We start from the raw sequence: 23,475 nt of genomic DNA on the forward strand, positions 1-23,475 counted from the left end.
CCATCGTCGGCACGGAAAAAGTAGTAAGAAGGTACCACATAAATCCTCGGCCGAGCAGCGGGTTGACGCGGCACAGGTACCGCGCCAACGTCAGGCTTATGCCGGATAGCGAATCTGCTCCGCCTGGCGCTGCAAAATGATTTTGCCGTGACGAATGGAGGTCAGCACTTTTGCCTGGCGGCGCAGCGCGTCATAGTCGTTTTCCGCATCGAGGATCAGCAGGTTCGCCGGGCGCCCTTCGGCAATACCGTAGTTATCGCCGAGGCACAGCGTGCGGGCGCTGTTATCGGTAATCAGATCGAGGCAGCGCTGCAAATCTTCGTATCCCAGCATATGGCAGATATGCAGCCCGGCGTCGAGAATGCGCATGATGTTACCGTTGCCCAGCGGGTACCACGGGTCCTGAATGGAGTCCTGGGCGAAGCAGACGTTGATCCCGGCGCGGTCCAGCTCCGCCACCCGCGTCACGCCGCGGCGTTTCGGCCAACTGTCGAAGCGCCCCTGCAGGTGAATGCTTTCGGTCGGGCAGGAGATAAAGTTGATGCCCGACGCTTTGAGCAGGCGGAACAGCTTCGAGCAGTAGGCATTATCGTAAGAACCCATAGCGCAGGTATGGCTGGCGGTGACCTGCGCGCCCATGCCGCGCACCCGGGCCTCTTCCGCCAGCACCTCCAGAAAGCGCGACTGCGGATCGTCGGTTTCATCGCAATGCACGTCCACCAGGCAGCCGTGGCGCTGGGCCAGGTCCATCAGAAAAACCAGCGAGCTGACGCCCTTATCGCGGGTGTTTTCGTAGTGCGGGATACCGCCCACCACGTCGGCGCCCATTTCGATGGCGCGGGTCATCAGCTCGCGTCCGCCGGGGAAGGACTCAATGCCCTCCTGCGGGAAGGCGACGATCTGCAGATCGATAAGATGAGCCGCCTCCTTTTTCACCCTCAGCATTGCCTCAAGGGCGGTCAGGGAAGGGTCGGTAACATCAATGTGGGTACGCACGTGCTGCACGCCGTTGTCGCGCAGCATGCCGATGGTTTTCAGCGCCCGCTGGCGGGTATCTTCGACGGTGACGCTCGCTTTACGCTGGCTCCAGCGGGCGATGCCCTCAAACAGGGTACCGCTCATATTCCACTCCGGCTCGCCCGCCGTCAGGGTGGCATCGAGATGAATATGCGGCTCGACGAACGGCGGGATCGCCAGCTTTTGCTCTGCGTCGATATCGTCGGCGTCAGCCGTCTGCACGGCGGTCTGCGCGGTGATGCTCTTAAACAGACCGTCCTCTAGCTCAAGGGTATAAAGCGCTTCTTGCTGGCGCAGACGCGCGTTGATAATTTTCATGGTTGTTCCCGTAAATGGTTTTGCGACATACGCCAGATCGCCAGGGCGACCGAGGCGTTGAGATGAAATTGCGGATGGCTGACCGGATAGCCGGTCAGCTTTTCAATACGCTGAATGCGTTGATGCAGCGTGTTGCGGTGGATACCCAGCCGCTCGGCGGCCCGGACCACGTTGCCGCTCTCCTGAAGCAGCGTTTCCAGCGTCTCCATCAGCAGCCATGGGCTTTTGCGATCGGGTTCGATCAGACAGCCGAGGGTGTCGTGCATAAAATCGCTCAGTAGCCCAGGGTCGCCGACGGCGGAGAGCAGCTTGATAAAGCCCAATTGCTGGTAGTCGCTGATACGCTGGGCCGGACGCAGGCTATCGCTGAGGTCCAACGCCTGACGGGCCTGCGACAGCGCGCGCTGATATTCCTGTAGCTGCTGCACCGGCGCCGAAAGGCCGCACAGCAGCGATAGCCCGTCGTCGCCCTCCGCCAGCGCATGCAGCCACGTCTGGAGCCACGTTTTCTGCTGATAAAACTCGCCCTCTTCATCCGGCAGCAGGAAGAGAAACATATTGCCGCGCTCGACCAGCGGAAAGGGATTGCCCTGCTGATTGAGCTGCTGCTGCAGGCGCTGGCGTACGGTGCGGCGGGCCTGCTGCAGCCAGGCCTCGGCCTGCTCCGGCGGAAACTGACGAAACAGGCGTTGGATACCTTCCAGCCGCAGCGCCGCTACCCGCAGCGGCCGGGTAAAGTCCAGCTGCTGGTGGAGCGCGCGCTGATGCAGAATTTGCAGGTCGGGAAAGTCGCCGGTTAACAGCTGCAGCAGAATATCGCGCTGCGATTGCAGGGCGTTTTCGCTGCGCACCAGCGCGGTACCGATGCGTTCGGTCACGATCACCATCTTCAGCAGATAGGGCTGTTCGATCAGCGGTATGCCCAGTTCATCGGCCAGCGCAATCAGGCGCGGCGGGATCGCCTGAATGTACGCATCGCCGGTGAGGATCACCATCCCGGCAATCCCGCGCTGCTTGCCCTCCATCAGCAAATGGATCAGGTTGTCTTCATCGCGGGGATGGTTGATCCCGGTGATGAACACCAGCTCCCCGCCCATAATCCATTCGGCGATATTTTCATTTTCCGCCACGTAGTACCAGCGCACCGCCAGCTGTAGCCCCTGCTTACCGGCGCGCAGGCGCATGGCGGAAAGCCCATCAAGGGCGAGGATTTCGCCCACCGTCAGGCTCATGACTACTGTTCCACGACGGAATCAGCGGCGGGCTGGCGTTTGCTCAGACGAGTCAGCGCGATATAGACCAGCGCGGAAACGGTGATACCGACCAGCGGGGCGATCCACGGCGAGAGGTAGGCCACCACCGCGCCCACGGCGTAGGCGCTAAGCCCCAGCCAGTTAAAACGCGGCAAACGGGCGGTGTGCAGCAGCGGGTAGCGGCCGCCGCGATAAAACCAGTAGTCGGCGAGGATCACGCCGCCGATGGGGGGAATGATGCTGCCCAGCAGCACCAGGAAAGGAATCAGCATTTCATACATACCGCCAATGGCCAGCAGAATGCCGACTCCGGCGGCGACTACGGTCAGGGTGCGGCGACGCTCGCTGCGCAGCAGATGGCAGGCCGCCGCCGAGACGTTATAAATCGTCGGCCCCTGAATGGTCAGCAGATTGAGGCACAGCATCACCACCGCGGCGACCGACAGCCCCTGCAAAATCAGCACTTCCACGATATCAGCCTGCTGGTAAACGATGGCGCACCAGGCGCCGGCGATAATCATTAGCCCGTTGCCGATCAGGAAGCTACTCATGCTGGCGACGATGGCGGTACGGCTGGAGTTGGCCAGCCGCGTCCAGTTGGTCGCCTGGGTCGCGCCGCTGGCAAAGGTGCCGAATACCATGGTGATGGCCGCAGACCAGCTCATGGTTTCGCCGGGTTCGATTTGGGTCATCGCCTGCCAGCCGCCGGCGTGATGGGCGGCAAGGTACATCGACACCACCAGCAGAATAAACATCAGCGGCACCGATACACGCGACAGTGCATCCAGCCCCTTGTAGCCCACCAGCGCGGTGACGCAAAACAGGATACCGAACAGGATCATCAGCGGAGTCGTCAGCGCCTCAGGAAGGGCGAGGATTTTGACCAGCGAGATGGCGACCGTCGCCGTACCCCAGGCGTACCATCCCAGCTCGGCGAAACCGAGGATAAAATCGGCGAGCTTGCTGCCGATTTCCCCGAAGCAAAAACGCCCCATCAGCACGGTATTTAGCCCGCTGCGCGCGGCAATCCAGCCGAGCGACGCGGCGTACAGAGCCAGCAGAAAGTTACCGATTACCGCAATCCACAGCAGGTTAACGATGGAGAAAGAGACGCCCAGCTTGCCGCCCGCGAACATGGTGCCGGTGAAAAAGGTAAAGCTGAACAGAACCATCGAGATGGAAAATACGCCCTTGCGCCCGGAAGCGGGCGCTTCGACGAGTGGAAAATCATTGCTGTTTGACATGGTGGAACCTCTGAGTGGCTATCCGAATAGCGATGGCTGATGGGTAGCAAGAGGTATGCCAAAAAAATCAAGGCAGGCATAACACAAGAGGGTGGGCAATCTGCACATAAAATCGTATTTCTCGGTCGTCGATTGCCATCAATCTGTGCACAGTGCCATGTTTTGCACCATCGCGGGGCGCGGGGGTTGGTACGGTAGCCGCATAAATACCGGGCGGCGGCTGGCGCCTCACCCGCCCCGAAAGACCGTGCCGAATCGACAAATGATGTCAATTTTGCGCCTTTTCCCGCTGGAACGATTAGCCATCTTTTTAACACTCCGCAGCCGGTAATTTTGGCGTCATGAAAATGTGTAGTTGTATTGTTGTTAAAAATCGTAATTACATATGCATTTCTGATATAACCATTCTCAATGTAAGTCTTTCCTGAAATATTGTTCGCTTACGTCGGCGGTGTTAGTATCGGGTAAATAGCCATTTAGACGGCTAAATACAACATCGCTAAACTAAGGAACTGCTATGTGGCAAGAAAGACTCGCGCAACTGGTCACCACCTGTCATTGGATCGGTGCGAAAGGTTGGGCGCCCGCTACCGGCGGCAATATGTCGGTGCGTCAGGATGAGACCTGGTGCTGGCTGAGCGAGTCGGGGCGCGATAAAGGTAGCCTGACGACGGAGGATTTCCTGCAGGTGGAGATCGCCAGCAATAAAGCGCCTTCCGGGCGTAAACCCTCAGCTGAAACCGGCCTGCATACCCTGGTGTATCGCCTGTTCCCGGAAGCGAATGTCGTACTGCATGTGCATACCGTCAACGCGACCGTGCTGTCGCGGATTGAAAAAAGCGCCACCCTGGCGCTACAGGGTTATGAGATGCAGAAAACCCTGGCCGGCCAGCACAGCCATCTTGATACCGTGCCGGTCGCCATTTTTGATAACGACCAGGATATCGACGCCCTGGCGGCGCGCATTGAAGATTATGCGCAGACCCACCCGCTGCGCTACGGCTTCCTGCTGCGCGGCCACGGCCTGACCTGCTGGGGCAAAGATATTCCCGAAGCCCGTCGCCAGCTGGAAGGACTGGAGTTTCTTTTCGAATGCGAGCTGATGCGCCGCCGCTACGAGCGCGACTAAATTTCCCTCCATCAACGGGTCAGGCATGGATTTTTATCTCGGAATTGATATCGGCACTTCGCGCGTGAAGGCGGTGCTGTTTGATCAACATTTTCAGGCGTGCGCCAGCGCGGCGCAGAACACCGGCCCGCGCCTGTCGGCCAACGGTGAAGCCGAACAGGATATGGCCCAGCTGTGGCAGTCGGTGGTGGCGATTTTGCGCGATATCGCGCGGCATCCGGCGCTGCAAAACGGGCGTTTACGCGCCATTGGCCTCGCCGGGCAGGGGGAGGGCGTCTGGCTCTGCGACGCCGAGGGCGAACCGGTCGGGCCGGGTATCCTGTGGAGCGACACCCGCAGCCGGGAACTGATGAACGAACTCCTCAGCCGCCCCGGTTTTGACCGCCGTTTCTTTGACGATACCGGTACCCATCTTCAGCCCTGCAACACCAGCATGCAGCTGTGCTGGCTCAAGCATCATCAGCCGGAGCGGCTGGCGGCGGCCCGCTATCTGTTCTTCGCCAAGGATTGGATCCGCTTTCGCCTCACCGGCGTCGCGGCGCTGGATCTCACCGATGCCAGCACCTCTTTGCTGAATCAGCAGAGCGGGAAGCTATCCGCGGTGGTGCTCAACGAGATGGGGCTGGCAGATTTACAACCTCTGTTTCCGCCGCTGCTGGCGCCGGACGCGCAGGCTGGCGCGCTGCGTGAAGAGGTCGCGGCGCTGACCGGGCTTCCCGCTGCCACACCGGTAGCGGCCGGCGCGCTGGATGTCTGCAGCGCGGCGCTGGGCTGCGGCGCGGTCAACGATGGCGACATTTATACTATTCTCGGCACCACCTGCTGCACCGGCATCGTCTGTCACGGTCGCCAGACGGTCAATGAGGGGACGCGCTACGTTACCCACACCGAAGCGGGCAGCTTTATTAACCTTTTTCCGATGCAGGCCGGGACGCCGAACATCGACTGGCTCCAGCAGCAGATTTCGCTGGATCCGGATTTACAGCAGCTGGAACAGCATATCGCCAGCGTTGAACCGGGCAGCGGCGGCGTCTTCTGGCAGCCTTATCTCAACGGCGAACGCGCGCCGTTCTTCAGCCCCGAGGCGCGGGCAGGCTATTTCGGCATTAGCCAGCACACAACCCGCGCAGAACTGCAGCGGGCGGTATTTGAAGGTCTGGCTTACGCTATCGTCGACTCGCTTCAGGGCTACCCGCAGGGCGGCGAACTGTACCTGACCGGCGGCGGCGCGGCTTCAGCGACCTGGTTGCAAATTATTGCCGACTGTACCGGCAGAACGGTGGTTTCCAGTACTTTCAACGAGCTTAGCGCGCGCGGTGCGGCGATTCTGGCGGCGCGCAGCGTTGATGCCCTCAGCCGCTATCCGGCGCTGGAGCAGACCCGCTATCGGCCCAATCCACAGGCGCACAGCCGCTACGTCGCGCTCTATCCGGTTTATCGCCTGCTACGCGAGCAGATGCTGCCGGTGTGGCACGCCCGCCGCGAGGCGCTTCAACGTATTTCTCAGGAACAACGCATATGAAAATTGTTTTTACCGCCGAACACGCCGGCGACCTCAGCGCTTTTCAGCAACTGGGCGAACTGCGGGTGGAAGGCTGGGCGCTGGGCAAGCCAAAGCTGAGCGCAGACCAATTGATCGAGCTGGCCCACGACGCCGAGGTGCTGGTGACCAGCTACGATGAGGTGACGGAAGCGGTGATCGCCGCCTGTCCGCGTCTGCAGGTGATCGCCTGCACGCGCGCCAATCCGGTGAACATCGATACCAAAGCCGCCCTGGCGCGCGGTATCCGCGTGCTCTATACGCCGGGGCGTAACGCGGACGCCGCCGCCGAGCTGACGCTGGGGCTGATGCTGAGCCTGGCGCGGCATATTCCGCAATCGCACGCGGCGCTGAAGCGCGGCGAATTCACCCACGCCGAAAACGCGGCGCAGGCCACCCAGAGCGGACTGCGCCGCGATGTGGTGTGGGACGTCAGTCCGCAAAGCCCTTATGAAGTGTTTAAAGGCAGCGAGCTGCGTAACAAAACCCTGGGGCTGATTGGCTACGGTAATATTGGCCGCCGCGTGGCGCGCATCGCTCGCGCCTTTGGCATGGCGGTGCTGGTGGTGGACCCGTTTGTCGCCGCCGAAGAGATTAACGAGCCGGGGCTGCAAAAAACGACCCTTGAGGGACTTTTCCGCGAGGTGGATATCGTAAGTCTGCATCTGAGCAGCGGTCCGCACAGCGATGGCCTGGTGAACGCGGCGTTGTTGAATAGCATGAAGCCGGGCGCGCTGCTGATTAATACCTCGCGCGCGGCGGTCGTGGATGAAGAGGCGCTGATTCACGCGCTGCGCCACGGCCCGCTGGGCGGCGCGGCGCTGGATGTCTACCATCGCGAGCCGCTGTGGCGCGATCATCCGTTTGTCACCGAGTTGAATAACGTCATTATCACCCCGCATATTGCCGGGGCGACGCGGGAGAGCATCGCTAAGCATACGGCGATGATTGCCGCCGACCTTCAGCGCTATGTCGCCGGTGAGCCGCTGCTCTATCAGTGGCGTTAACCGGCTTTTGCCGCCGCGCGATGCGGCGGCAAAGCTTGTTATCCGCGCCGGTTTGCCGCCATAAACTGCCGGGTATGCGGCCAGTCCACCACCCCTGCATCCGACCCCATCCCGGTCGCCACCAGCGCGGCGACGGCGGAAGCCACCTCGCATGCCTGTCTGACGCTTAGCCCGCGGGCCAGCGCGGCAATAAAGCCGCCGCAGTAGCTGTCGCCGCAGCCGGTGGTATCCACGGCATCGACCCGGTACGCCGGGATATGTTCAACGGCGCCGTTGCGGGTCAGCAGCCAGGAACCGTTCTCGCCGTCCTTCAAAATACAGGTCCCGACGCCAAGGGCAAAAAAGAAGCGGGCGATCGCTTCCGGCTGGGTCTCCCCGGAGAGATACGCCGCTTCTTCAAGGGAGGGCATAAAGTAGTCCACCGACGGCAGCAGCGGGCGCAGCAGTTCCAGGGTATGTTCATTGGGGGCAATCAAATCGAAGCTGGTGGTGACGCCGCGAGCCTTCGCCGCTTGCAGCAGAAGGGCGCTCTGCCCGCGATCCATCGCCGCCAGCAGGCCGGTGCCGCCGTGGTGCAGGAAGCGGCAGTCGAGGACGGCAGCAAACTCCTCTTCGCGGATAAAAAGCGTATCGGAAGCGCCCCGGCAGTGTAGCGCCGGGCGCTCGCCGTTGGGGCGGATAGGGAGGATCGTCGCCGACGTTTCCTGCTGCGCGGTACGCTGGACCAGCGAACAGTCGATTCCCAGCCGTGCATAGCTGGCGAGTATAAAATCGGCCTTTTCATCTTTGCCGAGGCAGGCCACTGCGGCGGTACGAATGCCCAGCTTAGCGGCATTAATATTGGCTCCGGCGGCGGTTCCGGCGGGGTTCAGACGAATTTGTTCGATAAAAGCCACCCCGCCGCGCGGCGGGATGTCGATCACCGGGCGACCGGCGATATCCAGAATAGTCAGGCCGACAAAGACGGCGTCAAAAGCTGCCATAGGTGCTCCGCTTAACGGTGGGTCTGGCGCAAACGCGCCTGCCAGAAGGAGAGGGCCAGCGCCACCACCAGGATTACGCCAACCAGCGCATCTTTCACCAGGTAGTTCAGCCCCATCAGGTTCAGGCCGTTATCAATAATGGCGAGGAACAGCACGCCGCCGAGGGTGCCAGCAATGCTGACCCGGCCCAGCCGGTTAAAGGCGGTGCCGATAAAGACCGCAGCGATGGCATCCATCAGGTAGGCCTGGCCGGCCAGCGGCGTAAACTGGCGCAGGTTGGCGGAGAGAATGACGCCGCCGACGGCGCACAGCGCGGAGGCCGCTACCAGCACCCACAGCATGGTCCGGCGGTCGCGGATCCCGGCGATACGCGCCGCTTCGCTGTTCTGACCGATAGCGCGCACGTACTTGCCGAACAGCGTGCGTTCGGTCAGCAGCCAGGCCGCCAACCACAGCGCCAGAACTATCACCACCGGCGTCGGAATTCCGGCGACGGTGCCGACCGCCAGATCGTGATACTCCGGCGCCATCCGGCGGTAGGAGATAGAGCCGCCGCCGTCGGTATAGATGCGCTCGGCGCTGCTGGCGATAAACCAGGTGCCGAGGGTGGCGAGGAACGGGCGAATCTGGCAGACAAGGATCAGGAAGGCGTTCAGCAGGCCGATAATCACCCCGCCGAGCAGCGCGCAGCCCACCGCCGCCTGCCACGGCAGGTGCCAGGTTTTCAGCGCCACCAGCGCAAAGGCGGCGCCGAAATCCAGCGCCACGCCGACGGAGAGGTCAATCGCTCCGGCGCTAACGATAAGGGTCATCGCCATCGCCACGATCAGCAGAATCGCGCTGCCCTGCAGCAAATTGGCCCAGTTATCGAAGGTCAGAAATACCGGGTTCGCCCAGCCGAACAGGGCAATCGCCAGCAGGGTAATGATGCCGAACCCTGCCCGTGATAGCCACGCCAGCGGGCTGCTGCCGGTTTGTCCCGTAGAGGGGGTCTTGAGCGTCATCTGGCTCATCAGTTGCCTCCTTTATGTCTGACCGCTGACGCCGCCAGCACCACGAGGATCAGGCCGCCTTTGATCGCGCCCATCCAGAAAATATTTACTCCCAGCAGGCCGAGCCCGTTAGAGAGCGCGTTGACCAGCAACGCGCCGAGCAGCGCTCCCCAGATGGTGACCACGCGACGCCGCGAGAACGCCGCGCCGATAAAAGTGGCAAGGACGGTTTCCAGCAGTAGCGGCGTCGCCGTGCCGCTCGAGCTGCCTGAGCCCTGGCTGAGCAGCGGTAAAATCGCCAGACCGGCTGCGAGGCCCGCCAGCAGCCAGACGAGAAGGGTTAAACGGCGAACGTTGAGCCCGCTCATCTGCGCCATATCGCGGTTACCGCCCACCGCCTGTAAATGCTGGCCGAAGCGGGAGTGGTGGAGCAAAAGCTGAAACAGCGCGAAGACCGCCAGCAGATAGAGAAGCGGCCAGGGAATGCCAAAGAGAGCGTTATCGCGAAAGGCCACCATCAGCGGGTCGCTTACCGCGATGCGTCGCTGGCCGGTCAGCAGGTCGGTCAGGCCGGTGAAGGCTACCGAGGTCGACAGGGTCGCCAGCAGCGGCGGCAGGCCTGCCGCCAGCACCAGCACGGCGTTGACCGCGCCGCAGGCCAGGCTCACGGCGACCAGCAGCAGAATCAGCGCCAGGTAAGGGGTGTTCCACTCCGCCATACCGAGGCTGAGTAGCGCGACGCCGAGCACCGCGATGGCGGGCAGCGACAGATCGATACCGCCGGAAACTACGTCATCGCCGCCGACGGCAATCACGCAGACCAGGCCGAAACAGAGGATCGCCAGCGGCACGCTCTGTACCAGCATCATGCTGATATTCTGCCAGCTTAAAAAGAAAGGCGACTGCAGGCTGAGCCAGACCAGCAGCGCAAAAAAGAGAATCAGGGGGAATTTTTCGATAAGCGTCGTGATGCCCGGAAGGGGGCGGCGCTGAATATCTGCACTCATACCTGTTGTTCCTGTCCACCGTTAATCGTCACCAGCAGCGCGTCCAGCGTCAGCCCCCGGGTCGGGAGATTGGCCACCAGCTCGCCGCGCCACATCACCAGGATGCGGTCGCAAAGGCCGAGCAGCTCCGGCGCATCGCTGGATGAGACCAGCACGCCGCGACCGCGATCCGCCAGCTCGCGGGTGCGCTGATAAATATCGCTGCGCGCGCCGATATCCACCCCGAGAGTGGGTTCATCAAGAATAAAAAGCCGCGCATCGGTGCCGAGCCAGCGGGCAAGTATCGCCTTTTGCTGGTTGCCGCCGCTCATAAAGCGCACCGGCAGCTCCGGACGGCCAGGGCGGATGGAGAGCTGCTCAATCCAGCTGCGCGCTTTTGCCAGCGCCCGGCCGCGATGCTCCCAGCCGAAAGTGGCGGTCTCCGCTAGCGAGGCCAGATTGATATTGTCGGCGGTGGAGAAGGGGAGAATCAGCCCCTGATGGCGGCGGTCGCGCGGCACCAGCGCCATCCCCGCACGGGTGGCCTGATACGGCGTGCGCAGCCGCTTCGGCTGGCCGTCGATGCTTATTGTGCCGCTGCGCGCGCGGCGCAGCCCATAAAGCAGATCGACCAGTACGTCGCGCCCGGCGCCCAGCAGGCCGGCGACGCCGACGATCTCGCCCGGCTGAATATCAAAGGTAATATCATTCAGATGGACGCCGTCGCTGAGATGGCGAACCGAAAGAACCGGCGCGGCGGCATCTACCCGTTGAGCGCTGCTCTGGCGCGGGGTATAGAGCTGTTCGATGTCGCGACCGACCATCATTTTAATCAGCGCGTCGGTGTCCTGCAGCAGCGCCCTGTCGGGATAGCCAACGACCTCGCCGTTACGCAGTACCGTGCCGCGATCGCAGAGGGCGGCGATCTCGTTGAGGTAGTGGGAAATATAGAGAATGCCGATCCCCTGCTCCCGCAGGCGCAAAATCGCTGAGGAAACCAGGCTGGCCTCCTGCGCTTCCAGCGGCGCGGTGGGTTCATCAAAGACCACCAGCTTTGCCGCGCCGTCAATCAGCGCCCTGGCGATCTGCACCAGCTTGCGTTCGGCGAGGCTGAGGTCGCGAATCAGGCGGCGGGGATTGATGTCCAGCTGCCAGCTGTCGCGGAAAAACGCTTCGGTGGCGGCATTCATCCGCCGCCGGTCCAGCGCGCCCCAGCGGGTGCGGTACTCCTGGCCGAGAAACACCGATTCCGCCACCGTAAAGTGGGGGATCAGGTTGAGCTCCTGGTGAATGACGCGGATACCCAGCGCTTCAATCGCCGCTGGATTGCCAAGCGGCAGCGGCGCGCCGTCAAGGGTGGCGCTGCCGCTATCGGCCTGGTAGACCCCGGCGAGGATTTTTATCAGCGTCGATTTTCCCGCGCCGTTTTCGCCAATCAGACCGTGAATTTCACCGGGATTCAGAAGCAGCGTGACCGCATTTAATGCAGTCACGTTGGCAAAGCTTTTGCCGATCTGGTTCATCGCCAGACCAGCGGCGGGATTCGCCCCGCCGGAGGATTGAGTGATCACTGCAGTTCGCCATATCCCAGCTGTTTGTAGACCGCTTTCGCCTCCTGCGGGCCTTTCACCGGGACCACCGGGATAAAGGTTTGCAGCGGCAGCTTCTGTTTTTCGAAGTAGCGAGCGACGTTATCGGCTGAAGTCTGGCCGATCAGGTGCGGCTGCTGGGCGACGTTGGCGACAAGCGGGCTACCCGGCTCGGCCATGATCTCCAGCGTCTCCGGGCCAGCATCAATAGCGGTAACCTTGACGTCTTTATCGCGGCCGGTCTCTTCCAGCGCCTGGACAATACCGATAGCCGGCTGATCCCAGCAGGCAACGTGAATCGCATCGAGTTTGCCTTTCGGATACTGGCTCAGCAGTTCGAGGGTTTTCTTCCGCGCATCTTCCGGCGAGTTGGCGAACTGTTCGGCCAGCTCTGGCTGAATAATATGAATATCCGGGTAATCCTTAAGGACATATTTCCACTGGTCGTAACGAATCCCGCAAATACGCAGGGAACTGGAGAATGCGTTAAATACCGCCACGTTGCCTTTGCCGCCCAGTTCATCGGCCATATAGCGACCAATGGTTGACCCCAGCGTGTAGTTATCGGAGGTGGTGTTATTGACCGAGTATTTTGAGACATGGTCAACGGTAAATACCGGGATGCCGGCATCGCGCAGCGCTTTAAATTTAGGCTCAACGGAACTGTCGCCCAGAATGCTAATTACCGCATCAACTTTACGCGACAGTAAAATATCGTGGTTATTAGCATGAACCTGGTTATCGCGTCCGCCGTCGACGCCGATCGCTTTACCGCCCAGTTTCTCAACCTCTTCGCTGGCGCCTTTATAGGCTTCGCGATCCCAGAAGTGCTGCGTGCCGACGACGGCAATACCGATGGTTTTTCCCTGAAGCGATAAAGCCTCTGCTGCCAGAGCGTTAACGGAGGCAAGCGAGAGCAGGCCCAGCGCGATGGGCAATAATTTCTTTTTCTGCGACATTCTTATTATGGTCCTGTAATGGAGGTGGTTGTGCGGAGCAATAGCATGACAACAACAACTACACAACCTCAAATACAAAATATGTCTAAGTTATATCAACAATGTTATATCGCAGATTTGCCTGAGGAAAACGTAAATTTGTCATCTGCAACCTGAAAATATTTCATGATGCAGTTTAATCCCTTTTTATTTTGTGGGCTTAATTTGCTTGCAACTCTTATTTATTCAAATAAAGATTGCTGCTTAATTAAAATTATTCTGTCGCTGTAATATATCGCATCCCGGAATAGCGTAGAACTATTCTGCGTGGAAAATCCTTTCTCAGCAGCAGATTGTATGGTGATACGTATTTTATTCCCAGGATTCGCACGCTTTATTATAGCGGCCGTTAGCAGGTGAGAAAAAACCGCATGAGAAAACAACATAATCTGACCGTAATGCACTGGGGAACCTGGCGAGTACAGGCCGGTGACGGCAAAATTGAGGCGGTGACGCCGGTGCCCTGGGATAAAAATCCCTCGCGCATTGGTCAGTCGCTCCCCGATGCGGTCACCAGCAAGACGCGCATTCGCCGTCCGGCGGTGCGCGCCGGCTACCTGCAAAATGGCCCGGCTTCCCGCGACGGGCGCGGTAAAGAGCCGTTTGTTGAGGTGAGCTGGGAAGTGGCGCTCGATCTGCTGGCCCGCGAGCTGCAGTCGGTCAAAGCGCGCTGCGGCAATGAGGCGATTTTCGGCGGTTCCTATGGCTGGGCCAGCGCCGGCCGTTTTCACCACGCGCAAAGCCAGCTGCACCGTTTCCTCAAATGCTTTGGCGGTTATACCGCCAGCACTAATACCTACAGCAGCGCGGCGGGGGAGCGTATCCTGCCGCATATTCTCGGGCCGCTGAGCCCGCTGCACCGTCAGCATACCCATTTTTCCGAGCTGGCGCGGGAGTGCCAGCTGTTCGTCGCATTCGGCGGCCTGCCGCTGCGTAATGCGCAGGTCAACGGCGGCGGCGCCAACGACCATATGCTGAAATACTGGCTGGAAAAGATGCAGGCGCAGGGGACACGCTTTATCAATATTAGTCCGGTGCGCAACGATCTGAGCGCCGTGGAGAGCGCCGAGTGGCTCGCCGTCCGTCCCGGAACCGATACCGCGCTGCTGCTGGCGCTGTGCTACGTGCTGATTAATGAATCCCTCTACGACAGCGGTTTTATCGCCAGCCATACCGTGGGTTTCGCACCTTACCGCGCCTACCTGATGGGGGAGAGCGATGGCGTCGCAAAAACGCCGGAGTGGGCGGCGGCGATAACCGGTATTGACGCGCAGCGGATTGTCGCGCTGGCGCGTGAGATGGCCAGCCAGCGTACGATGGTCAATATCTCCTGGTCGATTCAGCGGGCGCGCCAGGGCGAGCAGGCCTACTGGGCGACGGTGGCGCTCACCGCGCTGCTGGGGCAAATCGGTACGCCGGGCGGCGGGCTGGGATTTGGCTATGCCTGCACCAATCTGGCGGGGGCGGGGCGTAAGGCCTTTTCCGGGCCGCGCCTTCCCGCCGGGGAGAACGCGGTGAACCAGGTGATTCCGGTGGCGCGCCTCTCCGATATGCTGCTGCATCCGGGCGAAGCGTATGAGTTTGACGGCCAGCATCTGCGCTATCCCGACATCCGCCTCGTCTACTGGGCCGGCGGCAACGCGTTTCATCATCATCAGGATATTAACCGCCTGTGCGAAGCCTGGCGGCGACCAGAAACGGTGGTGGTGCACGAACAGTACTGGACCGCGCAGGCTAAATTTTCCGATATCGTCCTGCCGGTCACCACGTCGCTGGAGCGGGAAGATATTGGCAGCGGCGGTCACGACGGTTTTATGATCGCCATGAGCGCACAGATCCCGCCGGTGGGCGACGCGCGTGATGATTACGCCATCTTTTGCGATCTTGCCGAACGGCTGGGCTGCGGCGAACGTTTTAGCGAGGGGCGCGATGCCGGGCAGTGGCTGAGGGAGATTTACGAAGCCTCGCGACCGCGCGCGCAGGAAGAGGGGATTACGCTGCCGTCATTTGAGGCATTCTGGCAGCAGGGAGTGCTGGAGTACAGCGCGCCTGAGCAGCCGCAGGTTTTTCTGGCGGATTTTCGCGCCGACCCGCAGCGCTATCCGCTCTCTACGCCTTCCGGCAAGATTGAGCTCTTTTCAGAAACCATTGCCGGCTTTGGCTATCGCGAGTGCCCGGGCCATCCGTGGTGGGATGAGCAGGAAGCGGCCTGGCGGCGGCAGGAAGCTGCGCGCTGGCCGCTGCATCTGCTCTCCAGCCAGCCGCGTACCCGCCTGCACAGCCAGTACGATCACGGAAGCGTCAGCCGGGCGACGAAAATTCAGGGACGCGAGCCGCTGTGGATGCATCCGCAGGATGCACAGGCGCGGGACATCAGCGAAGGCAGCGTGGTCAAGGTCTTTAACGCGCGCGGAGCGATTCTCGCCGGCGTCCATCTCAGCGAGCAGATTTTGCCGGGAGTGGTGCAGATATCGACCGGGGCCTGGTACGATCCGCTGGACCCGAATGAAAAAGGCTCACTGGATAAGCACGGCAATCCCAACGTGTTAACCGAGGATCGCGGCAGCTCGCGCCTGGGGCAGGGCTGTAGCGCTCAAAGCTGCTGGGTGGAGATCGAACCGTGGCGGGACGCGCTGCCGCCGGTAACCGCTTTCGATCCGCCGAGGTTTATTGAGGGTTAGGCGCCCGGTAATACCCGGCTTACGGAATCAAAGCCCTCCGCGGGCGGATAGCCCGAACAGATGCGCAGCATCGCCTCCGGGAAAATCAGCCACGCTGCGTTCTGCTCCCGGGGGCGGCGCAGGGCGCCTGCCCGGGCTACATGTTCACAGTTGTCTGCAGATCGGTAGCCCGGATAGGGCGCGTTACGCCAGCCGCGGGTAGGCGCTGGCAATATCGTCGCCGGTAAACCGGGCAATCCAGCCTTCCGGATTATCGAAGATACGGATGGCGGTGAAGTTGGGTTCCGAGCCCATATCAAACCAGTGCGGCGTGTGCGCCGGGACCGAAATCAGGTCGTTCTTTTCACACAGAACCTGGAACACCTCGTCGCCAATATGCAGGCAAAACAGACCGGCGCCCTCGACGAAGAAACGCACTTCGTCTTCTCCGTGGGTATGCTCATTGAGAAACTTCTCCCGCAGCGCCTCTTTCTGCGGATTATCGGCGCGCAGGCTAATCACATCCCAGCTCTGATAGCCCTTTTCTGCAACCAGCTTATCAATCGCGTGCTGATAGGCGGCAATGACCGCTTCAGACGTTGGCGCCGCGCCTAAATCGCGGTCGGCCTGCCAGCGCTCAAAACGCACGCCTTTAGCGTTGAGCTGCTGCTGGATCTCTTCGGCGTTAGTACTGTGCCAGAGAGAGTTTTGCGGGTCGTTTACGGAAAATATGGTTAATGCGCTCATGCTGGGATCTGCTCCGGGTGAATATCGTCGAAACGCTGAACCTGCGGATGATGGCTGGCCGGGTCGCGGTCGCCGCGTACCAGCTGCAGGGTACGGAAACCGGCCTCTTCAGCGGCATCCAGCTCCTGATGGATATCGGACAAAAACAGGATGGCGGCAGGAGGCTGCCCCAGTTGTTCAGCAATATTGCGGTAGGACTGTACTTCACGCTTGGCCCCTACCAGGGTGTCAAAATAGCCGTTGAACAGATGAGTAATATCACCTTCATCGCTGTAGCCAAATAACAATTTCTGCGCAGCGACAGAGCCTGAGGAATATACATATAAATCAATCCCCTGTGACTTCCATTTTTCCAGTGCCGGCAATACGTCCGGATAGAGATGGCCGGTGAAGTCGCCGTTGACGTAGCCTTCGCGCCAGATAATCCCCTGGAGCGCCTTGAGGGCGGTGGATTTGCGGTCTTCATCCATAAACGTGAACAGGGTAGCAATAAGCTGTTCGGCGCCAGCCGCCGGCTGGGCGATCTCCTGGCGCAGGTTATCGAGAATGGTCTTGACCGGCTCGCCAAACTGCTGAGCGGTCACAAAACCGGCCAGACGTTCGCGGGCGTACGGGAACAGGACGTTGTGGACGAAGCGTATGTCGCTGGTGGTGCCTTCAATATCGGTCACGATAGCGCGGATCATGAGTTCTCCAGAGTGAGCGGTGGGTCGTGCTGACGGTGGCGTTGTGTTGAGAGCTGTTATTAAAGCCTAAGCGAAATAACATTATCATTTAGACGTCTAAGCGTCTTGATTGCCAAATATTAACATCGTGTTATAGTGGCTTCAACAACAGCATCACAGACGGTACAAAAAGAATGAGCAATAAGCCACTGATTCCTGAGAGTAAACTCCCTTCACTGGGCACCACTATCTTTAGCCAGATGAGCGCCCTGGCCCAGCAGCATCAGGCGTTTAATCTGTCGCAGGGTTTTCCGGATTTCGATGGCCCGCGCTATCTGCAGGAGCGTCTGGCGTATCACGTCGCGCAGGGGGCCAATCAGTACGCGCCGATGACCGGCGTCGCCGCGCTACGCGAAGCGATTGTCGATAAAACCGAAGAGCTGTACGGCTATCGCCCCGATGCCAATAGCGACGTAACCGTCACCGCCGGGGCGACGGAAGCGCTGTATGCGGCGATTACCGCGCTGGTCCGTTCCGACGACGAAGTCATTTGCTTTGACCCCAGCTACGATAGCTACGCCCCGGCGGTTGAGCTGTCGGGCGGCGTGCTGAAGCGCATTGCTCTGCAGCCGCCTCATTTTCGCGTTGACTGGCAGCAGTTCGCCGCTACCCTCAGCGACAAAACTCGTCTGGTTATTCTCAATACGCCGCACAACCCGTCAGCGACGGTGTGGCAGCGTGAAGATTTTGCCGCGCTGTGGCAGGCGATTGCCGATCGCGAAATCTATGTACTTAGCGATGAAGTTTATGAACATATCTGCTTTGCTGCCGAAGGGCATGCCAGCGTGCTGGCGCATCCGCAGCTGCGCGAGCGCGCGGTGGCGGTCTCTTCATTCGGTAAAACGTTTCATATGACCGGCTGGAAGGTGGGCTACTGCGTGGCGCCTGCCGCTATCAGCGCCGAGCTGCGTAAAGTGCATCAGTATCTGACCTTCGCCGTCAACACCCCCGCTCAGCTGGCGATCGCCGATATGCTGCGCAGCGAGCCGGAGCATTATCGCCAGCTGCCGACGTTTTACCGCGAGCGTCGGGACCTGTTTATTGATGCGCTGCGTTCCAGCCGTCTGGAAATTTTGCCCTGCGAAGGGACTTACTTCCTGCTGGCGGACTACAGCGCAGTCTCCGATCTGGATGATGTCAACTTCTGCCGCTGGCTCACCACCGAGATCGGCGTCGCGGCGATCCCGCTGTCGGTGTTTTGTGCCGATCCGTTCCCGCATAAGCTGATACGCCTGTGCTTCGCCAAACAGCCAGCCACGCTGCTGGCTGCTGCGGAACGCCTGTGCCGTCTGTAGTTATTTAACGGTCCACGCCTGAGAAAATTGACGGTCGCCGAACATCTCCACCAGACCGTTGATTTGCTTCAGGCGTAATACTTCGTCGGCGTCCATCCCTAACTCTTTGCCGATTTTCTCATCGGTCCAGCCGAGACGCGCCAGTTCCTGAACGATTTCCGACATCGCATGAATCTGGTGACGCCCGCGCGCCCGGTTATGGCGGATGGTGGCGGCCATCAGTGAATCACGCCTGGCGCTGCTCCTTTCCAGACAGGTGACGGGGAGATAGCCTTTCAGCCGTTTTTTCAGCGCCGCTTTGCCGTTGGCCAGTTCATGACGATGAAAACCATCGACAATCGAATAGCGCTCCCGCCCCTGTTTCAGCACCACGATAGGCTGGGTGAAGCCATCCGTCTCCAGCGAGGTGAACAACAGGCGTTTTTCCGGTGGCGCAAGGTTATTTGGGTTGTAATCATTAGGCGAAACGGCTTCCTGTTTTACCCACAGTACGCAATCAACCGGTTGGGATTTGAAGGGGCTATATTCATGCAGAATCTGGCGAAAGGCGTTAAGCGCAGTAATCTTTTCTTCTTCATTTTCCAGCGATTGCAGATAGCGTTCTATTTCCTGGATTAATTGTCGTTGCATAGTATTCCCCATTGCTGGCGCTTTTTATTCATCCGCTCGCGATAGCGTTTATATTGAGTCGCTTTGGTTGGGCTGAAAGAGAGCTGGCGGCACCAGTAATCATTGTTTAACAGCACTTTACAGATGCGCCGCCAGGACGGGACGTCTTTGGAGCCAATATCCGCCGGCTGGGTGTCCGGAATATCCAGCATGCCCTTTTTTTGATACCAGTGGAGATAGACGGCGATTTTATTGCGGTAATGCTCCGCCGTTTTCTCCGGCATGCTGTCGAGTAAAAACAGGGCGTAGCTTTTCCACGTATGATGTTCGGGTTTATCCAGCTTTCGATGGCCGTAGAACTGATTGTCGTGACCGGCGTAAACCCCGCCGCAGTGAACGCCGCTGACGCGCTGGCACATGGCGGCCCAGCGTTCAGGCTCCAGGACGTGGTAGAGCCACAGACCCTGGCGCTGCTCCGGGCCAAAGGGTTCGCAGATGCGCATATAACGCAGCGGTACCCCCGCCTGATACATCAGGTTATAGAGCGGGTTATAGGAAAGACCGCTTTTGCCGAACCAGGTCCAGATATCGGCGGTTTTCCAGTCATAGATGGGATAGATATACCAGGCGTGTCCGCCCGGCGCCGACGTGGTCCAGGGTTTGTCGTCGGCAAAGCGCAGTTTGCGCTGCGAGGAGATGGTGATAAACCGGTTAAGCGATTCATCGGCGCGGATGCCGACCATTACCGCGGCCGGACGATTTTGCGAGAACCAATCGGCGAATTCGCGGACGAAGGTTTCAAAACTCATTCCGGGTTGATAAAACGAGAAATAGTCGGGATCGGTGATGGCATCCTCCGGCGGCTGGCGCACCCAGGGCGCGCCGGGTTCCCAGCACTGCCACTCCGGCGTGAACTGGGTTAGCGAGTTCTGGGTGGTGAGAGGTAGCGCCACCCAGAAAAATTGCTCAATAACGTCGCGATACTCCTCGCGCATCTTTTCGCAATGAGCAATGGTGCAGGAGAACTGCGCTTCCCAGTCAATAAACAGGACGCAAATCTTTTTACCGGCCTGGCGGGCATGCTGCGCCGTGAGATGCAGCATGGTTGTTGAATCTTTACCGCCAGAAAAAGAGACGCAAACGCGGGAGAAGTTTTCCATAACCCACTCTATTCTTTGCTGACTGGCTTGCAGAACAGATTCTGGTAATGGAATTTTAATAAAAGACACAGCCATTATTCCTTTAATGCCAAAGAGACTGTGTACTTATATCATATTCGTTTCTTAATCAAGAGATTAGTTATCATTCACCAATTCAATGAAATCACTTTAACTATTCAATAATATTATTTCTTTCACACTCTTCGATAAAATTTGCGAAGTTGGGGTCGTCAAGATTCACCCGGTTGTAAATCATATAAATATTGATAGATGGAATTTTGAAGGGAGTCTCAATGATCCTGAATTTATTCTGAAAGCTAATGTGTTCTAAAATACATGTCGGAACGAAACCAATTATATCCGTTTGTTGAATAACATTAAGAATGGCTATGTATGAATCGCTGCTGAAAGAGATTTTTCTGTCAGAAAGCATACCTGCAGTTTGACTCTGAAAGGATTTTGTACCCTGATCGTTACAAATATAATAGGTGAAACGCTCCTGCATTATGGCTTTTGTCGTCGTTAGCGACGCCAGTCGCGGATGGTTTTCATTACACACTAATGAAATGTCCAGCTCCTGGATGCGTTTACAGACGGTCGCTCGTGATGACAGCGCCGTGGTGCTAAATATCAGATCGGCCTTCCGGTAGGATAACAAACTTTCTATCGATTCACCTGAAGCGAGCAGATCATGATGTTCAACCTGCAGATTTGAATCATCTAATAACATATGAATCAGGCTGGTGGTTTTGGGCGTTATAAAAAGCTGCGGCGCATAGACAACGAGGCGTTTCCTTAATTCAGAACGATTGGTGAGATTGATGGTTTGTTCTAACTGATTAAGGTTATTTTCCAGGTGATGATGCAAATTAACGCCGACGGTAGTTGGGGTAATCCCTTTACCTGAACGCACGAATAGCGGATCGTTGAGCTGGTTGCGTAGCCGCTGAAGCGACTGGCTTACCGCAGACGGCGTAATAAATAGCGTTTCTGCAGCCTTACTGATACTTAAATGCTGGTAAATACATTCGAAAATAACGAGTAGGTTCAGATCGAACTTCTTGAGATCGTAAAGATTAGCCATTTTCAACGTCCTGTTAAGCTGGCGAGTAGAAAAAGAGGTTATTATATGTCTGCATTATATACATTACGTGATTATTCATTTTTTATTATTAATTGCTAATGCCTTATTAAGTTTATCTAAATATATACTACAGCGGCGCATTCCGCCAGATCCTTTTGTGTACTGCTAAACCCGGCGGAGGAGTTAGTTTATAAATGCTTATCTTGCCCCCATCATAATCTGTAGTTTTTCTTTATCTGGAAGCCCGATCGCTTGTTGCAGCATATTTTCTTTATTCATGTAATAAATAGCAGGGGTGACGCTGGCGCCGAGTTCGTCCATCAGCTGTTGGTTGAAATTAAGTATCTTCATTTGCTCTGGCTGAATACTGGTGGGAATATTTAGCGCTGCTTTGCCACCAGACTGCTCATAGTGATGCCAGGTTTTCGCCGGGTCTTTGCTGGCCAGGATGGCCGCCGCGGCTGAGGGACTTTCCGGTTTTATGACGCCAACCAGCAGGGTGCGCAGCTGAACTTTCCCTGATTCTACCCACGGACGAGCCTGTTGCCAGAACTGTTGGCAGTAGGGGCAGAAGGGATCGGCAAAAACGTACAGAATCGTCGGCGCGTTTTCGTTACCGTCAAGCAGCCAGCGAGCGCTTTCCAGCTTTTTCCACATCTCCTGGCCCGCGGGGGTATAGAGCTCTTGCTGGAAGAGTTGTTCACTAAGATTAGTACCGCTTTCGTCGTACATATAGCCCGAGATGGCGTGTTTGCCGTCCGGCGTGAGGTAGATGGCGACGCCCATATCCTGATACTTCCCTAACCAGCCTTTCATCCCTCCGGGCGCCTCGAAGGGTTTAATAATGGTAATTCCCTGTTTTTCTATCGCTTTTACGGGGGCGGGAAGCTCCTCTGCAGAGCAGTAAAAAGGTAATAAGCTCAGAAAGAACAGTCGTTTTAACATAATTATGCCTTGTAAAATCAAAGAGAAGAGTAAGTGTAGCGGTAAAACCTATTACAGCCATAGGTAAGACCTGCGGCCGGGCGGATTGCCCTTTCGTTCTGTGGGTGATGTAATCCCTGAGCTGTTACATTAAGGTGTAGAGCGCAACACATTGCCAGCTACTGGCGCTGAACCTACCTGCGGGTGTTTCAGGTAACGGGGCCGCCTGCGAGGGCGGCCTTTTTACTTTTCAGCGCATATAATGCGAAACGCGACAGAAGTTTGCCATCGCGTTGACAGGTTCACAAAGTTGTCTTGTTCCGGTTGTTAGATAACGCTTATTGATTCGATAATGCAAACGCATTGGTCGAGTCAGGAAAAATTCGTTAACTTAGACCTCAACGAAAACACGGAGGAAGTATAGATGTCCTTAATTAATACCAAAATCAAACCTTTTAAAAACCAGGCATTCAAAAACGGTGAATTCATCGAAGTAACCGAGAAAGATACTGAAGGCCGCTGGAGCGTCTTCTTCTTCTACCCGGCTGACTTCACCTTCGTTTGCCCGACTGAACTGGGCGACGTGGCAGATCATTATGAAGAACTGCAGAAGCTGGGCGTAGACGTTTACTCCGTCTCTACCGACACCCACTTCACCCACAAAGCGTGGCACAGCAGCTCTGAAACCATCGCTAAAATCAAATATGCGATGATTGGCGACCCGACTGGCGCCCTGACCCGTAACTTCGACAACATGCGTGAAGATGAAGGTCTGGCAGATCGTGCAACCTTCGTTGTTGACCCGCAGGGTATCATCCAGGCTATCGAAGTTACCGCTGAAGGTATCGGCCGCGACGCGTCTGACCTGCTGCGTAAAATCAAAGCAGCTCAGTACGTAGCTTCTCACCCAGGCGAAGTTTGCCCGGCTAAATGGAAAGAAGGTGAAGCGACTCTGGCTCCGTCTCTGGACCTGGTCGGCAAAATCTAAATTTCCGTCTCCTTTCACGCAATTGCTGCGTTGGCGTCGCCTGCTCACCCCGGTCACTTACTGAGGTAAGCTTCCGGGGATTCTCAGGCTAGCCGCCTTGCTCTTGCGTGAAATGCTGAGGAAATTGCGTAGTAATATCTGGGCGCATCTGCGCCCGTTTTATTCCAACACCATGATGCAAGCGCATTCAGGCTGCCTGAACGAGGCCGCTTGCATGATGATGTTTT

Annotated in this window: 20 protein-coding genes; 6 read left to right on the forward strand and 14 right to left on the reverse strand. The window is 58.1% G+C overall.

The window, feature by feature from the left end:
* Nucleotides 1-96: 96 nt before the first annotated feature.
* From codA to codB, 3 genes are read right to left on the reverse strand one after another with little or no spacing between them, the layout of a single operon-like run.
* Nucleotides 97-1,335 carry a cytosine deaminase gene (gene codA / locus KO1_RS21375; protein WP_004100106.1) on the reverse strand — a complete coding sequence of 413 codons (1,239 nt, stop codon included), beginning with the start codon at nucleotides 1,333-1,335 and terminating at the stop codon, nucleotides 97-99.
* Nucleotides 1,332-2,567, reverse strand: coding sequence for a PucR family transcriptional regulator (locus KO1_RS21380; protein ID WP_024273903.1), 1,236 nt, complete (start codon nucleotides 2,565-2,567; stop codon nucleotides 1,332-1,334). Before KO1_RS21380 ends, codA begins: the two co-directional genes overlap by 4 nt.
* 2 nt (nucleotides 2,568-2,569) lie before the next feature.
* On the reverse strand, nucleotides 2,570-3,832 hold the full coding sequence (codB, locus tag KO1_RS21385) for a cytosine permease (RefSeq protein WP_004111297.1): 1,263 nt from the start codon (nucleotides 3,830-3,832) through the stop codon (nucleotides 2,570-2,572).
* Nucleotides 3,833-4,349: 517 nt separating this feature from the next.
* On the opposite strand from codB, the gene KO1_RS21390 reads away from it, so the two are divergent.
* The 3 genes from KO1_RS21390 to KO1_RS21400 are packed head-to-tail and all read left to right on the forward strand — an operon-like array spanning nucleotide 4,350 to nucleotide 7,508.
* Nucleotides 4,350-4,961 (forward strand): methylthioribulose 1-phosphate dehydratase, encoded by a 612-nt coding sequence (locus tag KO1_RS21390; protein ID WP_004111298.1) that lies wholly within the window; start codon nucleotides 4,350-4,352, stop codon nucleotides 4,959-4,961.
* Nucleotides 4,962-4,986: 25 nt separating this feature from the next.
* Nucleotides 4,987-6,483: an FGGY-family carbohydrate kinase gene (locus tag KO1_RS21395; protein WP_004100114.1), complete on the forward strand. Its 1,497-nt coding sequence runs from the start codon at nucleotides 4,987-4,989 to the stop codon at nucleotides 6,481-6,483.
* A complete protein-coding gene (locus KO1_RS21400; RefSeq protein ID WP_023320553.1) occupies nucleotides 6,480-7,508 on the forward strand; it encodes a 2-hydroxyacid dehydrogenase in 1,029 nt (342 codons plus the stop codon). Before KO1_RS21395 ends, KO1_RS21400 begins: the two co-directional genes overlap by 4 nt.
* A 38-nt stretch (nucleotides 7,509-7,546) precedes the next feature.
* Here the strand turns inward: KO1_RS21400 and KO1_RS21405 are convergent, their stop codons facing one another.
* From KO1_RS21405 to KO1_RS21425, 5 genes are read right to left on the reverse strand one after another with little or no spacing between them, the layout of a single operon-like run.
* Nucleotides 7,547-8,491, reverse strand: coding sequence for a carbohydrate kinase family protein (locus tag KO1_RS21405; RefSeq protein ID WP_024273905.1), 945 nt, complete (start codon nucleotides 8,489-8,491; stop codon nucleotides 7,547-7,549).
* 11 nt (nucleotides 8,492-8,502) lie between these two features.
* Complete coding sequence (locus KO1_RS21410; protein ID WP_024273906.1) at nucleotides 8,503-9,504, reverse strand: ABC transporter permease; 1,002 nt, start codon at nucleotides 9,502-9,504, stop codon at nucleotides 8,503-8,505.
* Nucleotides 9,504-10,490, reverse strand: a complete 987-nt coding sequence (locus tag KO1_RS21415; RefSeq protein WP_024273907.1) for an ABC transporter permease — start codon at nucleotides 10,488-10,490, stop codon at nucleotides 9,504-9,506. Before KO1_RS21415 ends, KO1_RS21410 begins: the two co-directional genes overlap by 1 nt.
* Complete coding sequence (locus KO1_RS21420) at nucleotides 10,487-11,992, reverse strand: sugar ABC transporter ATP-binding protein (protein ID WP_024273908.1); 1,506 nt, start codon at nucleotides 11,990-11,992, stop codon at nucleotides 10,487-10,489. The genes KO1_RS21415 and KO1_RS21420 overlap by 4 nt, the downstream gene beginning before the upstream one ends.
* 44 nt (nucleotides 11,993-12,036) lie before the next feature.
* Nucleotides 12,037-13,017, reverse strand: coding sequence for a sugar ABC transporter substrate-binding protein (locus tag KO1_RS21425; RefSeq protein WP_004111301.1), 981 nt, complete (start codon nucleotides 13,015-13,017; stop codon nucleotides 12,037-12,039).
* Nucleotides 13,018-13,427: 410 nt separating this feature from the next.
* Between KO1_RS21425 and KO1_RS21430 the strand changes: the two genes are divergently transcribed.
* A complete protein-coding gene (locus KO1_RS21430) occupies nucleotides 13,428-15,737 on the forward strand; it encodes a molybdopterin-dependent oxidoreductase (RefSeq protein ID WP_024273909.1) in 2,310 nt (769 codons plus the stop codon).
* Nucleotides 15,738-15,920: 183 nt separating this feature from the next.
* On the opposite strand, the gene KO1_RS21440 is transcribed toward KO1_RS21430, so the two are convergent.
* Entirely contained in the window at nucleotides 15,921-16,463 is a 543-nt protein-coding gene (locus KO1_RS21440; protein ID WP_004111302.1) for a 1,2-dihydroxy-3-keto-5-methylthiopentene dioxygenase, read from the reverse strand.
* On the reverse strand, nucleotides 16,460-17,149 hold the full coding sequence (gene mtnC / locus KO1_RS21445; RefSeq protein WP_004100131.1) for an acireductone synthase: 690 nt from the start codon (nucleotides 17,147-17,149) through the stop codon (nucleotides 16,460-16,462). Before mtnC ends, KO1_RS21440 begins: the two co-directional genes overlap by 4 nt.
* A 188-nt stretch (nucleotides 17,150-17,337) precedes the next feature.
* Between mtnC and KO1_RS21450 the strand changes: the two genes are divergently transcribed.
* Nucleotides 17,338-18,483, forward strand: a complete 1,146-nt coding sequence (locus KO1_RS21450; RefSeq protein WP_163470786.1) for a pyridoxal phosphate-dependent aminotransferase — start codon at nucleotides 17,338-17,340, stop codon at nucleotides 18,481-18,483.
* Here the strand turns inward: KO1_RS21450 and KO1_RS21455 are convergent, their stop codons facing one another.
* The 4 genes from KO1_RS21455 to dsbG all read right to left on the reverse strand — a co-directional run bounded on the left by KO1_RS21455 (nucleotide 18,484) and on the right by dsbG (nucleotide 22,281).
* Nucleotides 18,484-19,113, reverse strand: coding sequence for an IbrB-like domain-containing protein (locus KO1_RS21455; protein WP_004100133.1), 630 nt, complete (start codon nucleotides 19,111-19,113; stop codon nucleotides 18,484-18,486).
* Nucleotides 19,098-20,321 (reverse strand): phosphoadenosine phosphosulfate reductase, encoded by a 1,224-nt coding sequence (locus KO1_RS21460; RefSeq protein ID WP_024273911.1) that lies wholly within the window; start codon nucleotides 20,319-20,321, stop codon nucleotides 19,098-19,100. Before KO1_RS21460 ends, KO1_RS21455 begins: the two co-directional genes overlap by 16 nt.
* Nucleotides 20,322-20,424: 103 nt before the next feature.
* Nucleotides 20,425-21,336, reverse strand: coding sequence for a DNA-binding transcriptional repressor CitR (gene citR / locus KO1_RS21465; protein WP_004100136.1), 912 nt, complete (start codon nucleotides 21,334-21,336; stop codon nucleotides 20,425-20,427).
* A gap of 198 nt (nucleotides 21,337-21,534) precedes the next feature.
* The gene (dsbG, locus tag KO1_RS21470) at nucleotides 21,535-22,281 is read right to left on the reverse strand and encodes a thiol:disulfide interchange protein DsbG (protein ID WP_024273912.1); all 747 of its coding nucleotides are present in this window, start codon (nucleotides 22,279-22,281) and stop codon (nucleotides 21,535-21,537) included.
* A gap of 403 nt (nucleotides 22,282-22,684) precedes the next feature.
* Between dsbG and ahpC the strand changes: the two genes are divergently transcribed.
* Entirely contained in the window at nucleotides 22,685-23,248 is a 564-nt protein-coding gene (gene ahpC / locus KO1_RS21475) for an alkyl hydroperoxide reductase subunit C (protein WP_002894394.1), read from the forward strand.
* Nucleotides 23,249-23,475: the final 227 nt, after the last annotated feature.

The sequence above is a fragment of the Klebsiella oxytoca NBRC 105695 genome (genome assembly GCF_001598695.1).
In the GTDB taxonomy this organism is placed as follows: Bacteria; Pseudomonadota; Gammaproteobacteria; order Enterobacterales; family Enterobacteriaceae; genus Klebsiella; species Klebsiella oxytoca.

What these genes read in the sequence shown, in the direction of transcription:
- KO1_RS21410 (WP_024273906.1), bottom strand. Translation starts at nt 9,504, where the DNA reads ATGAGCCAGATGACGCTCAAGACCCCCTCTACGGGACAAACCGGCAGC.
- KO1_RS21425 (WP_004111301.1), bottom strand. Translation starts at nt 13,017, where the DNA reads ATGTCGCAGAAAAAGAAATTATTGCCCATCGCGCTGGGCCTGCTCTCG.
- KO1_RS21430 (WP_024273909.1), top strand. Translation starts at nt 13,428, where the DNA reads ATGAGAAAACAACATAATCTGACCGTAATGCACTGGGGAACCTGGCGA.
- KO1_RS21405 (WP_024273905.1), bottom strand. Translation starts at nt 8,491, where the DNA reads ATGGCAGCTTTTGACGCCGTCTTTGTCGGCCTGACTATTCTGGATATC.
- dsbG (WP_024273912.1), bottom strand. Translation starts at nt 22,281, where the DNA reads ATGTTAAAACGACTGTTCTTTCTGAGCTTATTACCTTTTTACTGCTCT.
- KO1_RS21455 (WP_004100133.1), bottom strand. Translation starts at nt 19,113, where the DNA reads ATGCAACGACAATTAATCCAGGAAATAGAACGCTATCTGCAATCGCTG.
- ahpC (WP_002894394.1), top strand. Translation starts at nt 22,685, where the DNA reads ATGTCCTTAATTAATACCAAAATCAAACCTTTTAAAAACCAGGCATTC.
- KO1_RS21395 (WP_004100114.1), top strand. Translation starts at nt 4,987, where the DNA reads ATGGATTTTTATCTCGGAATTGATATCGGCACTTCGCGCGTGAAGGCG.
- KO1_RS21400 (WP_023320553.1), top strand. Translation starts at nt 6,480, where the DNA reads ATGAAAATTGTTTTTACCGCCGAACACGCCGGCGACCTCAGCGCTTTT.
- KO1_RS21380 (WP_024273903.1), bottom strand. Translation starts at nt 2,567, where the DNA reads ATGAGCCTGACGGTGGGCGAAATCCTCGCCCTTGATGGGCTTTCCGCC.
- citR (WP_004100136.1), bottom strand. Translation starts at nt 21,336, where the DNA reads ATGGCTAATCTTTACGATCTCAAGAAGTTCGATCTGAACCTACTCGTT.
- KO1_RS21415 (WP_024273907.1), bottom strand. Translation starts at nt 10,490, where the DNA reads ATGAGTGCAGATATTCAGCGCCGCCCCCTTCCGGGCATCACGACGCTT.
- KO1_RS21440 (WP_004111302.1), bottom strand. Translation starts at nt 16,463, where the DNA reads ATGAGCGCATTAACCATATTTTCCGTAAACGACCCGCAAAACTCTCTC.
- KO1_RS21420 (WP_024273908.1), bottom strand. Translation starts at nt 11,992, where the DNA reads ATGAACCAGATCGGCAAAAGCTTTGCCAACGTGACTGCATTAAATGCG.
- codB (WP_004111297.1), bottom strand. Translation starts at nt 3,832, where the DNA reads ATGTCAAACAGCAATGATTTTCCACTCGTCGAAGCGCCCGCTTCCGGG.
- codA (WP_004100106.1), bottom strand. Translation starts at nt 1,335, where the DNA reads ATGAAAATTATCAACGCGCGTCTGCGCCAGCAAGAAGCGCTTTATACC.
- KO1_RS21390 (WP_004111298.1), top strand. Translation starts at nt 4,350, where the DNA reads ATGTGGCAAGAAAGACTCGCGCAACTGGTCACCACCTGTCATTGGATC.
- mtnC (WP_004100131.1), bottom strand. Translation starts at nt 17,149, where the DNA reads ATGATCCGCGCTATCGTGACCGATATTGAAGGCACCACCAGCGACATA.